Below are 13,209 nucleotides of genomic sequence, written 5' to 3'. Positions count from 1 at the left end.
CCTCCAGCGCAACCCGTGACTTGAACTCTGCCGCATACCGTTTCCGCGTAACCTTGCCCATAAAACCCGTCCTCGTTCAGGCCAGATGATAGCTTATCGCCCTGTCCGAAAAATGGGGACCACCTCTCCTGACCCTCTAAACCGTAACCGTTCTTGGCTATTCGGGCCTTGCTCCAACCATGCTATGTTCATTGTCACCTTTCGATTTCAACTAAGGTTGGTGGGGACGGGAGTCGTCAGTTCTCCCGGCGTTTGAAACGCACTTTCGATTCAGCGCCGAACCGGCGCACTCAGGTACACCCCATGATCGCCAACCAGCATCAGGCCTGCCGGTATTTTGGTACGATCGACATCCGCACCGGTCGGATGGCGCGACGACACGCCAGCCTTGAGAAAGACCGGGTCAACAAGCTGATCATAGGTAGGGGAATGTTCGCTCGCGGCTTGCGCATGAGCGAGAAGACGCGCCACGAGGGCATGGTCGAAATGAAGTTTCATGGCAGTATTCCTTTGTGTGAGCCCCTTGCGAGGACACAAAAAAGGCGGAACACCGAAGTATCCCGCCTTAAGAAATAAGAACCGGCGCCTCTGGCCCGAGGGACGCCCGATGCCGTTGCCGGTCATTCATCTTCATCGTCATCAAAGAAACGAAGCGAGGCATCGACCGGGCCGTCCGCATCAAACAGGACGTAATCACAGTCGTGATTCCGGGCCAGGGCAAGAATGGCCCGCAGTGACCGCGACCCCGGCCAATCATGGGAGTATGGATCCAGCGGGACATGGACAAACCATCCGTGCGGGCCGGACAGGCAGGTCAGCCCAAAGGAACCACCTGACCTTGCATATCTCTCAAGGTGTCCACGGTCCGACAGGGGGAGGTGGCCGGTGCTCAGGTCGAGGAATTTCCGGATCTGGAAAGGCGCTAACATCGGGTTTCTCCCTGCTGGAGGATGAGGCGGGTCAGACCGGCCCGGCGCTCTCGCCGAATGCGCCAGCGGGCAGGACCCATTGTTCGGGGGATGTGAGGACACGGCCACGCCAGCGGTGGCAGAGCGCACGGCGCACCAGATCCGGATGCTGGCGCACGGGGCCGTAGACCGTGCCGCCCCTGGCCAGCGTGCCGAGGTCCCGGTCGCGTCGGATGGTGCAGCCAAATGCGCGTTCCCACTCACACAGCCGGGCGAACCGATCCGGGTCCATGTGACGCAGCGTTGCAGCCTGATCGGCAGACATGAATACGCATGTCAGGCAGGACAGGCGGCCAAACCCGAGCTGATAGGGAAGCGGCGGAATCACGCCATGCCGACGCAGGATCTGCCAGACAGCCGCTTCACTCCAGGCATGTACCGGCCGCCAGTGATCGATATGCCGTCGGATCCGACCATCACGACAGTCTGCCCGGTGCCGCTCAAAGACAGCGTAACGGGCACGGTTCGCGGACTCCGCCGCGCGTTCTCCGGTTACAAACAGGGTCCGGGCATGACTGAAGCGCGCCTGGTTCCGCAGGGCGCCATCCGCAACCATGATCTTGGCGTATGGGGAACACCAGCGGACCGACAGGTTTGCCGAAACCTGCGGGAAGCGGCGTCGTGTATTGGGCGGTCCCTTGCCACCGACAGTGACGCGCCCTGTCGGGGTATCGAACCAGACCGGTGCGGTCGGCGCATTCTCGCGCAGCATTTCCCGCACGATCCCGCCCTGGCGGGCGGAGAAATACAGCCTGACGCCAAGGGCTGCAGCCAGATGCCGCCCGTAATCGGGTACATGCGGCCAGTCAAAAACGTCCCCGTCATCGTCCACACGATGGTGCCACCACTCGATGCGTTGCGGCGCCACGCCCTTTTCAAGCAGGTGCAGCGTACTGGCGAGGGAATCCTTGCCAAAGGAACAGGCGATGATGACGTGATCATAACCCGCCAGGTCAGGTATCTCTCCGGGCTCCGGCACGACAGTTCCCTGGCGGGATAACAGGCCTGCGGTCACCATGGACATTCTCCTTGTCTGAATGTCTTCTGGCGGTCCGAAGGGATATCGCGGGTCAAACGCGGCGCGTGCGCCGGCATCGCAGGCCTGCGGAGCGGGACAAGAGCCACCGTTTGAGGCGCGATGGCCCTTCGGGCATATTTTTCCTGTGTCTTCCTGCTCTTCCTATGCGTCCGCGTTCAGGTATTCGTGCAGATACCGGCGCAGCACCACGCAGGCTGCATGGGTGTCCCGCTCATCGTCATCCGCAAGGACACGATCCATCACTCTGGCGAGAACGGCGGCTGCCTCTCGCCCCGGGCTGAAAACAAGGGAAAACCCAAACTGTCCCTACAGCACGCCGGTCCCGGCATCGTGGACCATGGCCACGATCTCGCCATGGACGACTTCCTCGACCTCAAGGTCCACTTCCTGGCCGTCAGGTAAAATAGTGGTCCGGATCCCGTCAGAGTCCACACTGTCGGGGACGGCATTGAGGACGATCCGCGCAGCCGCCTCGGCGTCCTTCGCCGTGACCATGAAATCGCCAGCATCGGCTTCAAACAAGCGCTCAACCAGCGTGACACGAAAATCAGGCATTGCCGTCCTCCCTTAACAGGACAAATTCGCTCAGTGTCTTGGCTTCCCGCCATGGGCAGTGCCACACCATCACCTCCTTTCCGCAGATTTCGGTGACAGAGCCGCGCTCTCTCAGCCGGGCTAGCTCGGCCGACGTGACTCTGGGAACCGCCGTGAAAGCGGAAAATTCGACCACTGCCGCCTCCACGCTCTCATAGGGTCCCCGCCATCGGCGGGCCGCTGGCGGATAGATTTCAGGCGTCCGGATCAGAACCCCACCATCCGGGTGGAAGCCCAGTTCAACCACATACCTGCCGATCAGACGCTTTTCCGTCATGTATTCATGGGTCATCACGGTTCTCCTTCGCCGACGCAAGTGAACGCGTAACCTGACGTTCCGGATAAGCCCGGTTGGGGCGCATCGCAGAATTTCGCGGTCGACGTCCTGCCAGAGGCCGTTGCCGGCTCACCGCCCGACGTCACCACTGGGGGCGACGGGCCGTGAGCCAGAGCCGTACGGCGGCAACAGCCTCGCTCAGCTGAAGCCTACAAACTCAACATGCGTCCTGAGGAATTCTTCAGGTGTCTGCGATGGCGGAGCCAGACTTTCGGCCCTGCCGTGCGGCACCTCATCCCCCTGATCTGCCGCCAGGTCTGTGGGCGTGTCAGTCACTTCATCGAGCTCAATGCCCGTCGCGGCAGGATCATCGGTTCCCGGGCCACCAGTCCGCGCATCGGCATCCGCGTCGTCTTCCAACTCGGTCTCGTCGTCATGCGCCAGGTCCCCATCATCGTCATCCGCTTCGGATGGCGGGGCGAGCGCTTCCGCGAAGGTGGCGTTCAGCGCTGCGACATCGACCTGGAAACGCGCGGCAGGATGCACCCAGATCCCCTGCCCGACATGGTCCATCAGGGCGCGGCGCATTTCCTTGCCGGTATTGCGCGGCAGGATGCCTTCCGCCTTTATGGCCTTCGTGATGCCGGACTTGCTGAGCGTTTTCAGGAAGTTTTCATCCGCCATGGCAGGCAGATGGTCGTCCGCTTTCACGATATGGCCGACCAGGACACCCCAGTCGCCGCTATTCGTCGCGTTCTTCTCGCAGGACAGCACGGCTTTGAGCACGTCGACAGCAGCGCCACGCAGGACCGCCTCGTCCAGCGTCATCTCGCCATCCTGGAACAGTCCGGCGGCAGCCACGAGCCGGCGTGACGGACGGCGCTGCGGGTAGTGCGCGTTGGAATCCCCGTCCACCCGGACATTCTGCGCGTTGAGGGCCGCGATCATCAGCCCGACCAGGATCCATGGATCGGCAGAGCCCCGCATGCCGTCCAATGCGGCATGCAGCGCCTGGGTGCGGAAACTGCCGATCATGTCAAAACCGCGCCCCGAGATATCGGGCCGTTCCCGTGGCCCTTCGGGCAGGGCTTCAATGACGGCGGACGGCGTCACGCGACCCGCCGCCTCGCTGCCCGGCAGGACGCACCAGCCCTCGCGAACCTTCAGGCGATGATCGAGCCAGAAGAATTTCGTGGCGCCCTCGCGCTGCCAGTAGATCCGGACCATGCCGGGTTCGAAGACCGGCTCGCCGTTCTCGTCGCTCTGCAGGATCAGTGCGTCTTCAGGCGTGTTCTGACCCAGCCACTGGCGCTGCGCCTTCTCATAGGCAAAGCCGTCATCGGTATAACGGCCGTCCTTCCCGGCTTCACCGAACAGATCTTCCTGCCAGGCGATCCGGCAGCTTTTTGCAATGGCGTCATCAAACGAGGCCTCGATTGCATAAAAACGGTCCTGCCGCAGGGCTGACGCAATCCGGTCCCAATCGTGGATGGCAGCACCGGGTTCCCAATTTCCGTCGGGCTGTTGCTCGCCCTCATCTTCGCAGGCTTCGACATCCTCGGGCGGCGACGAGCCAACCGGAAACCCGAAATGGCCCCAGACCTGTTCCTGCAGCGCGGTGGACGCAAGGGCGATGCTCGCCAGTTCACGATTGCCGGGCCCCTTGCCCGCCTCGATCCACGCCAGAATCTCGGGTAGGATGGCAGACAGGCGGCCGATCTGCTTCAGCTGCACCGGTGTGAGCATCAGCGCCTTGCAGATCGCGGTGTCATTCCACTTTTTTTCCTCCCGAAGCCTGGCAACAACCCGCCACTGTTCAACCTGGGTCATGGGCTGACGGATCATGTTCTCCGATGCGGCACGCATCCGGTCCAGTTCCGCATCATCGCCTGCCACCGTCACCTGAATGGTTTTCAGGCCGGCCTTGACCGCGGCACGCCGGCGGCGATGCCCTGCAACGATCATCAGACCGTCAGGAGTTTCGCGGACCAAAGGCGGGTGGATGATCCCGACGGCCTTGACGTTCAGCGCCAGCTGGCGCTCTTCCGCCTCGTTGGGCGCGGATTTCCGCGGGTTTTCGGGGTTGTCGAGCAGGGTTTTCGGATCAACTTCGCGCAGTTCCATGGTTTTTACTCCGTGTTCTCAGGACGCCTTTCCTGATGCACTCCGGCGGCCAGCACCGGGCTGGCGGGGCAAGGGCGCCGCGCAGCGGCGGCACCGGACCCGCGCGCAGGCGGCGCAGACGCCGAGCACGGGGAGGCGCCCCCCCTTGCGGCGCCTGACCGGAGATGGCAGCCCTTCTCAGGCTGCCACCTCTTCTTCCTTCTCCCTGTCCTCGGTGTCGTCATGCGCCGGGTCTTCATCGGTCGCGGTCGCCGCCAGATCGTCTTCCAGCGCTTTCAGCTCAGCGCGCTTTTCATCAAGCATCGCCTGTTCCGCGAACGGCAGGCCCAGACGGGCGCGGTATGATGGCAGGCGACGCTGCGCTTCCTCCCGCATCCGGATTGCATCACGGAGCGCGTCATCAATCCGAAGCAGCGCATGCTCGAGGCGCGAGGCCAGCCCAAGGCCCTTCGTGTCGTCCTCGACGCCGATTTCAATGCGGCCTGAGCGCGCTTCCACAAACAGCATCACGTCGACCGCGCGCTTTTCGTAGTACACGCGACGGGCAGGCCCAGCTTCGCACATGACGGCGAACCCACCGATGCGTCCGAGGTTCCAGACGCCTGCCTCGCCGTTTTTCGCCGCCAGGCGGATCTGGGACAGGAGCCATGATCCGGCCTTCTCGCGCTCGCTGACATCCCCCTTGTCCCGACGCAGTACGAACGCATCCCCCTTCGTGGGCTGACGGCTGGCAATATCCGCCTCGATAAGCGGGATCTGGCGCTCCGCGCCCGCAATCTCACGCTCGGCCCGGTCGATGGCACGTTTTACGGCGAACTGGTCGTCATAATGGGCGGCCGCCAGTCTCTCGAGCCGCGCAAGATCGGCCTCCAGCCCGGCTTTGTGCATCAGCCGGGCATCGCCCGAGGCAAGCGCCTTGGCCATGGCGAACTGGTTTCCCCCTTCCCCGCCAATGTCCTCAATCCGCCGGATGGAACGGTCACCTGATATCGCAAGTCCAATAAAGCGCTGCTTGCGTTCGAGGAGCTGCCAGTTGGTCGCGTCAACGGAACCCTGCTGGGCGTAGGCGTAGAGTTCGATTTCCGCGTGCTGGTTGCCCTGCCGCTCGATGCGACCCTCGCGCTGGATGATGTCGGAGACCAGCCACGGCACGTCGAGATGGTGCAGGGCCTTGAGGCGCTGCTGGGCGTTGACGCCGGTGCCCATGGTCGCCGTCGAGCCGATCAGGATCCGCTTGCGCCCGGCATTGAGATCACCGAACAGCTTCTGCTTCGCCGCACTCTTCCTGTAGTGCTGCATGAACGCGATTTCCGCGCGCGGCACGCCCAGTCGGATCAGTTCATCGCGGATCCATGTATAGGCGGAAAAACCGCGTGTCTCCATCGCGCTCTCGGTGCCCAGATCCGAAAAGATCATCTGCACCGCCCCCGGCAGGTCGTACGGCCGACCGGTTTCAGGATCGCTGTAACGGCTTTCCGATGTCTCCTGCCAGATCCGGAACACGTTCCCGATCATCAGGTTGAGCTTCGACGTGTCATCATTCGCGGCGAGAGGGGCGACGAAGCGCAGGTCGATCGCGGCATGACGGGCATCCGTGATGACGGACAGGAGGATGTCGTCGCCCTTTTGGGGACGCCCCTGGCGCGCTTCGATGGCGTTGATGCGGGCCGCCAGCGTCTTCTGGTAGGCCCTGAAGTTATCGTTTGTCGGCGCGACAATAATCTCGCGACGCCCGCCCCGGATCGCAGGCAGAGTCACGTACTGGCGCAGGTCATCGTGCTGCACGACATCCGCGAAGTCGCGATACATCGCCATGAGGTCGGCGACGTTGACGAACTCGGTGAAGCGCGTGACCGGCTTGTAAAGCCCGCTTGGCTGCAGTTCCAGTTCGGTACGGGTTTCGCCGAAATTGGCTGCCCAGGCATCGAATTCATGCAGGTAGCGCTTCTGCAGCGCCTCAAGATCCATATAGCGGCTGACCGTCCACATTTCGGCGAGCGTATTGGTGATCGGGGATCCGGACGCCATGATCAGCGGGCGCTCCGGATTTTTTGCCGCCAGGTAGCGCGTCTTCACGAAGAGATCCCAGGCCCGCTGCGAGCCGTTCGGATCGACCCCCTTGAGGTCGGACTGGTTGGTTGCAAAACTCAGCTTCCGGAACTGCTGCGCTTCATCAACGAGGATCTGGTCGATGCCAATCTCTCCCAGATGCACGAGATCGTCCTTTCGAGTGCCAAGGCCTTCCAGCTTCGCCTGCATCTTCTCCTTCATGCTCTCGACCCGCTTGCGCGACAGGCGGTCGGCCGCGTCGACGCTTTCCAGCACTTCCTCGTAAGACGCGATCTGCGCCTCGATCATCTGGCGTTCGAAATCCCCCTCCACCGGGATGAACCTGAATGCGTCATGCGTGATGATGATCGCATCCCAGTTTCCGGTCGCGGCCCGGGCAAGGAACCGCTGGCGCTTTGCCTTCACGAAGTTCGTCTCGTCGGCGACGAGGATCCGCGCGGTCGGGTAGAGCATGAGGAATTCGCGGGCCATCTGGGCGAGGCAGTGACCGGGAACGGCGATCATCGCCTTGCTGATCAGGCCAAGCCGCTTCTGCTCCATGACGGCCGCAACCATCGAGAAGGTCTTTCCGGAGCCGACCGCGTGCGCGATATACGTGCCGCCCGCGGCGATGATCCGCCAGATCACCCGTTTCTGGTGCGGGCGCAGGCTGATCGTGGTGCTTGCACCGGGCAGGCGCAGATGGGAGCCATCAAACGCGCGTGCCACGAGGTTGTTGTAGGTGTCGTTATACAACCTGACCAGCCTCTCGGCCCGATCGCCATCCTGCCAGACCCATGTCTCGAACGCACGCCTGATCGCCGCCAGTTTTTCCTTTGCGGCTTCCGTCTCCTGTGTGTTCAGTTCGCGGTGCTCATTGCCATCGCCATCACGCCAGACATCCCATATTTTTGGCGATGCCTGCGTCAGGGCATCTTCCAGCAGTTCGCCGGCATGTCGCCGTTCCGTTCCCCAGACTGACGTTGCCTCGGCCTTGCCCATGAATGCCCGTTTCTCCACGGTCCAGCAGGCGACCGCGGGCGCGTGATAGATGACCGTTTCGACCCCGAGCACCTCGGCGGTAAAGGCGATGATGTCGCTGACCGGCAACCAGGGAGCGCCAAGGCGCGCGGTGATCTCCGACGGACGCAGATCTGCTGGCTGGACAGCTTCCAGCGCCGTGACGTTCCGGGCGTAGCGCCCATCGATCCGGGCCGCATCGCGTGCCTCTTCCAGCTTGGTCCGCACGGCGCCGGAGAGCATTTCATCAGCCGTGACCCAGACATCGCGACCGTCCACACTCCGTACCGGATCGAGATAGACCGCATCCCCCAGTGCGGCCGCGACCTCAGCTTCGGACTGTCCCATGAGTTCCGCGATCCGCGGCATTTCCACGCCGCCTGTTTCATGCAGGCAGACGGCCAGGGCGTCGTGCGCGGAATGGATCTCGGGTTCGACAGGCGCATGAATGACCCGTTCCGAGAAAATTGGTCCCATCCGGCCTTTCTGTGTCGCCTCGTCGTATTCCTCGATGGACGAGACCAGCCAGACGTCGGGATCATCGTAAAATGGCGTCAGGTTCGGTCGCCGCTGGGTTTCGTTTTCGACCCCGGTTTCTGGATCGATCCGGACCGTCACATTCATCAGGTTGATCGGGCCAAACTGTCGGACAAAGCTGAAATAGGCACGCTTCAGATCACCCTGCAGGCGTCCATAGGGCAGGTTCTCCATCTGCGCTCGCAGCACCGCGCGTGCCGCATCCCGGACGGGTATCAGCGCGGCAATGATCCGGGCATGCTTCTGGAAGAGGCCATCCTTCTGATCCCCCTTCCTGATGGCGACCGTGGTGGCCTGTCCGTCGCAGATCTGCTGCAGGACGCCTTTCGTGACGAAGTAGGAGCCCTCTTTCAGTTGGGCGCCATCGGCAGCCGTGCCGACCAGCACACCGGCTCCCGCCGGCCGGACAATGCGCTGGTCCAGGGGTTCCGGAAAGCGCACGTCCTGCCCGATCCGGCTCAGGGCCTCGGGCAACATCACATCGAGCCTGCCCTCGGCACGCGCGTCGCACGTGTAATCGGGACCGAACTGGGTGGTGGTCCAGCCGTGACGGCCAAGCACCTGCTCCGGATGGTCGAGGAAGTAGCGATTGATAAGGAGCGGACCGTTACCCTGGTTGCTATCCGCAAGGGCGCCGGTTTCCAGCCAGGTCTCATCATCGGCCATGTCGCCGATCATGCGCTTGCGTAACACCAGTACGTCCACCACCACGTCCGTGCCGGCGTCATCGCGCATTGCTCCGGCCGGGAGCCGGACTGCCCCCACGAGGTCAGCCATGTCGGCAATGGTCCGGCGCGCGGTGCTGTCGGTCTTGTCCAGCGTATGGCGGGACGTCACGAAAATTGCGATGCCGCCTGGGCGGAGTGCTTCGACGGATCGGGCGATAAAAAAGTCATGCAGGCTCAGGCCAAGCCGTCCCAGACCTTCCGGGCCACGCACGGTGCGATTGGAAAAGGGTGGATTACCGATCGCAAGGTCATACCCGTCTGCGAGCTTCACTGTCGTGAAATCCTCGCTGCGGATCCACTGGTTCGGATAGAGCCTGCGTGCGATCCTTGCCGTAATCAGATCATTCTCGATCCCGGTAAATGCGATGCGTCCCTCGAGCCTTTCTGGTCGGGCCGCGATGAAAAGACCGGTCCCACAGCCGGGTTCAAGCACGGAACCGCCCCTGAAGCCCATCTGCAGCACTTTGTTCCAGAGTGCGTGCACGATCAGTTCAGGGGTAAAATGCGCATATTGTGTCGCGCGCTTCAGTCCTGCCCTTTCAACGTCTGTTGTGGAGGCATTGATCGCCTCGCCAATCTCTTCCCAGCCTGGGCGGGCGCTATCGCTTCCCGATGGAAACAGGTTGTTCGCCAGTTCTCCTGCCCCAAAGCCGATGAAGCGTGACAGAACGATCTGTTCGGGGGAAGAGGCGTTTCGGTCTGCTTCTTCGATCTCCTTGAGCAGCGCGATAGCCAGTGCATTGTCACGGGCCCGCTGTTTCCAGGTGTCAGCGAGGCCTCGGTCGGCCACCATATGAAAGTCGATCTGGGGAAGGGACATCGCGGCCGGCGAGACAGGGGGCGCGCCGTCTTCGCCTTCAAGTTCGCCCCAGAAAAGGTCGTTCTGGGTATCTGCGAGAGCGGTTGTGCCGAAGAGGTTGAGCTGGAACGACATGGCCGTGCTCCGTACAAACGCCGGAGCCCTGCGCTGCTTCTGCAGGCCGGGATGTTTCCGGGTCAGGTTTTCGGGATGTCAGGAACGGGCGTGCTAATCAGGTTGTGTCGCCTGATTACTCTTTCCTTCAGTTCTCATTGCAACCGGGTCGGGCAGTGCGGGGCAAGGGTGCCGCGTAGCGGCAGCACCGGACCCGCGCGCAGGCGACGCAGACGCCGAGCACGGGGAGGAGCTACCCCTTGCGGCGTGCTGGTCGATCTGGTGCAGTTTTGTCTTATTTAGACCTTTTTTTGGCCGTTCCTCTTCGGCAAACAATGGGCAATCGGCTCAAAGCTCTAGCGCTCCCGACCATAGGTAATCTAACTGTATCCCCAGACGATACGTCCTGCGCAAGCAACGCATCAAATCAACAGACAAAAGCGTTTTACGCGGTAAAAATTTTACGGCGTAAAAGATTTGGAACTCTTCTCTTGTATTCAGAAAGCTGTCCTGTAAAAACTCCTTCTATACGGTGGCGGTCCGCGGAACTCCTGCATCGATAAGGTCCCAATGACAAAACATCCCTCTCCATCAAAACAATCCATCGTGATGCTATCATCGCCAAAGGGTGGTGTTGGAAAATCGTCGTTATCTCGGAATATACTTGTTTTAGCTGCTCAATCTGGCAGACAAGTATTAGGACTGGATATGGATAAACAGGCAACTCTAGCCACATGGGCGGAACGCAGGGAACGCGTCCGTGCGAGTATTCCGGCCGTGTCCCATATTCCTGTACATCGCGCGTCCCTTGATGACTGGCGATCCACCCTGAAAATGGCGAGGCAATCCTCGGCCGGTTTTATTGTCATCGACACGCCGCCCTCGATCGAAATCAACATGACAGCAATCTTGGGCTTGTGTGAAAGTTCTGATTTTGTTCTGGTTCCATGCCAGCAAAGCCAAGACGATTTAGACAGCGTGATACCGTGGATGCGCCATTTGAAACAGAGCGGTGCGAAAGCAGCGTTCATCATTAATCGGGCGAATATTCGAACTCGTTCCTACGCGACTATCCGCTCCAAATTGCTAAATGTCGGACCCGTGTGTCCCGTAGAAATCGCCCAAGCAGAGGAAATATCACTCGCAAATGGTAAAGGGTTAGGCGTCATGGATCTAAGTCGGCCCAAAAACGCGGAAGCGTTTGGCGCACTCTGGTCATACTTGCGACAGGAGTTGGACCTGTGAGCAAAGCCAATTCGACGCGCGGCATCTCGCTGCGAGCCTTGCAGGGCCTTGATGCTGACGAAATACAGCCATCTGATGCGCGTCCTAGCGAGCTACATGAACTCACCACCGTATCTTCTGAAACCCTGGAGACAATTGCATCAGTATTTTCCGGAACGGACCTTGCGAAGGACGAGGGCCGCATCCGGATCATTCTTGATACCCAGCGCGCCGTAACATCTGCGTGGGAAAAGGCTGCGCGTTCCTTTCTGGAAATCGGCCGAGCATTAAATACGCTAGAAAATGCACTTTTTTCGAGAGAAGAAAAAAACCGTCTTAAAGCCAGTTTCGAACGCTTTTTCCCTTTCTCCGAACCGGTGGCCTCCCAGTTGCGTCGGATCGCAAGCATGGTGGATAGTGGCCGAATTAGCGAGACGTTACTACCGGGTTCATATAGTGCAGCGTATCAGCTGACTTTACTGGGACCAGAGGAACTTGAAGCGGCGCGCGAGAAGGGCCTCGTCGGACCCAGCGCGTCTCGTTCTGCAATCATAGCATTCCGAAAGTCAATCAAGCGGCCTGCATCTCATGTTGATTTTGCCGCGCTCGTAACAGAGGCGCGGCGCCTTAGATCCACTAGGCGCCAAATGCTGGAACAGCTTGTTGCCATCCGAAAGCGCTTACGTGAAATCGATGAACTTATCGGTGACGAGTAAAAGTTCCGAGAGAGCATTAGGAGGCCAACCCCTGCATCTATTACGGGATCGGCAACGCGACCTTCTACACAAGACGATCGAAATACGGTGGGCTGGAGGTCTCGAAGCTTGAGGAGCAGCAAGTAGGAAACTCGTGAGACGCCCGGCATTACGGCATAATGCTCTGACCAAGGCGGTGTCCAAACGGGATTACTCGCAACGGCGGGGGCGGGCCTGTAGTCGCATCACCGTCGACCCGAGGACGTAGCGCTATGCGTCGTACCGTCCATGCGATACCGAGGTGCGCGGCCTACCGCGCCACCTTGCGGGCGAACGATGCCAGTTTCCCTATCAGGGTCGGCACATCTTTCTGGAATGCGAAGGAGTAATCCTGATCCACAAAAAGCTGTTCCGGTTGTATCGCAAGGAAGGGTTGTCGGTCCATTAGTGTGGTGTCCTGAAACAGGAAATGGGCACCTACTCGCCAACGCCGGTGCCCGACGGTCCTAATTAGCGCTGGACAACGGATGTCGCTTCCGCGTGCTGACCGTTGAGGACGACTACACGCGAGAGTGCCTAGTACTAGTCACCTGAATCTGAAGTTCGGCTCATTGTCTTATGACAAAAGCGCTTCACCGAGGCGAGGATCTGGTCGGCTGATTTGACCCACCGATACGACCGTGGGTTTTTGTTATGTGCATCGATAAAAGTTGTGATGTCGGCTTCGAGTGCAGTTGTTGACCGATGCACGCCGCGTTGGAATTGCTTGCGCGTCAGTTCGGCGAACCAGCGCTCTACCTGATTGATCCAGGAAGCCGAGGTGGGCGTGAAGTGAACATGCCAATGCGGGCGGCGGGCGAGCCACGTCTTGATCGTGGTCGTTTTATGTGTGGCGTAGTTATCCATCACGAGATGTGAGGTGGTCCCGTCCGTTCGGACAGTTTTGCGGGCTTGATAAGCTATACCCGATTGTTGTTATGCCGCCCTTCTGACGGCGTTGCTGTTGGCCATCTGGTCCGGGGTTAACCCCGGACCAGATGG

Annotated in this window: 8 protein-coding genes and 2 pseudogenes; 2 read left to right on the top strand and 8 right to left on the bottom strand. The window is 60.7% G+C overall.

Going from position 1 to position 13,209, the window contains the following annotated elements:
* Positions 1-291: 291 nt before the first annotated feature.
* The 7 genes and pseudogenes from KMAL_RS14515 to KMAL_RS14485 form a co-directional block, all read right to left on the bottom strand.
* Positions 292-498 (bottom strand): annotated as a pseudogene (locus KMAL_RS14515) (DUF3085 domain-containing protein); the annotation flags it as partial.
* A 122-nt stretch (positions 499-620) separates the two neighbouring features.
* Positions 621-929, bottom strand: a complete 309-nt coding sequence (locus KMAL_RS17980; protein ID WP_010515656.1) for a DUF5983 family protein — start codon at positions 927-929, stop codon at positions 621-623.
* Positions 930-960: 31 nt separating this feature from the next.
* A complete protein-coding gene (locus KMAL_RS14505; RefSeq protein ID WP_110096308.1) occupies positions 961-1,992 on the bottom strand; it encodes a phosphoadenosine phosphosulfate reductase domain-containing protein in 1,032 nt (343 codons plus the stop codon).
* Between the two features lie 321 nt (positions 1,993-2,313).
* The gene (locus KMAL_RS17690; protein ID WP_239020163.1) at positions 2,314-2,562 is read right to left on the bottom strand and encodes a hypothetical protein; all 249 of its coding nucleotides are present in this window, start codon (positions 2,560-2,562) and stop codon (positions 2,314-2,316) included.
* A complete protein-coding gene (locus KMAL_RS14495; protein ID WP_110096307.1) occupies positions 2,555-2,893 on the bottom strand; it encodes a hypothetical protein in 339 nt (112 codons plus the stop codon). Before KMAL_RS14495 ends, KMAL_RS17690 begins: the two co-directional genes overlap by 8 nt.
* A 183-nt stretch (positions 2,894-3,076) precedes the next feature.
* Positions 3,077-5,002: a ParB/RepB/Spo0J family partition protein gene (locus tag KMAL_RS14490; protein ID WP_110096306.1), complete on the bottom strand. Its 1,926-nt coding sequence runs from the start codon at positions 5,000-5,002 to the stop codon at positions 3,077-3,079.
* A 177-nt stretch (positions 5,003-5,179) separates the two neighbouring features.
* A complete protein-coding gene (locus KMAL_RS14485) occupies positions 5,180-10,270 on the bottom strand; it encodes a lactate dehydrogenase (RefSeq protein WP_110096305.1) in 5,091 nt (1,696 codons plus the stop codon).
* 549 nt (positions 10,271-10,819) lie between these two features.
* Here KMAL_RS14485 and KMAL_RS14480 point away from each other — a divergent pair.
* Both KMAL_RS14480 and KMAL_RS14475 read left to right on the top strand, forming a co-directional pair.
* Positions 10,820-11,494, top strand: a complete 675-nt coding sequence (locus KMAL_RS14480) for a ParA family protein (RefSeq protein WP_239020162.1) — start codon at positions 10,820-10,822, stop codon at positions 11,492-11,494.
* Positions 11,491-12,189, top strand: coding sequence for a hypothetical protein (locus KMAL_RS14475; protein ID WP_007400691.1), 699 nt, complete (start codon positions 11,491-11,493; stop codon positions 12,187-12,189). Before KMAL_RS14480 ends, KMAL_RS14475 begins: the two co-directional genes overlap by 4 nt.
* Positions 12,190-12,750: 561 nt before the next feature.
* Here KMAL_RS14475 and KMAL_RS14470 read toward each other — a convergent pair.
* A pseudogene (locus KMAL_RS14470) lies at positions 12,751-13,086 on the bottom strand (transposase); the annotation flags it as partial.
* Positions 13,087-13,209 lie beyond the last annotated feature (123 nt).

It is taken from the genome of Novacetimonas maltaceti, assembly GCF_002906255.1.
In the GTDB taxonomy this organism is placed as follows: Bacteria; Pseudomonadota; Alphaproteobacteria; order Acetobacterales; family Acetobacteraceae; genus Novacetimonas; species Novacetimonas maltaceti.
The sequence above is the reverse complement of the archived record's forward strand: the minus strand, read 5'-3'. Positions and strand labels throughout refer to the sequence as shown.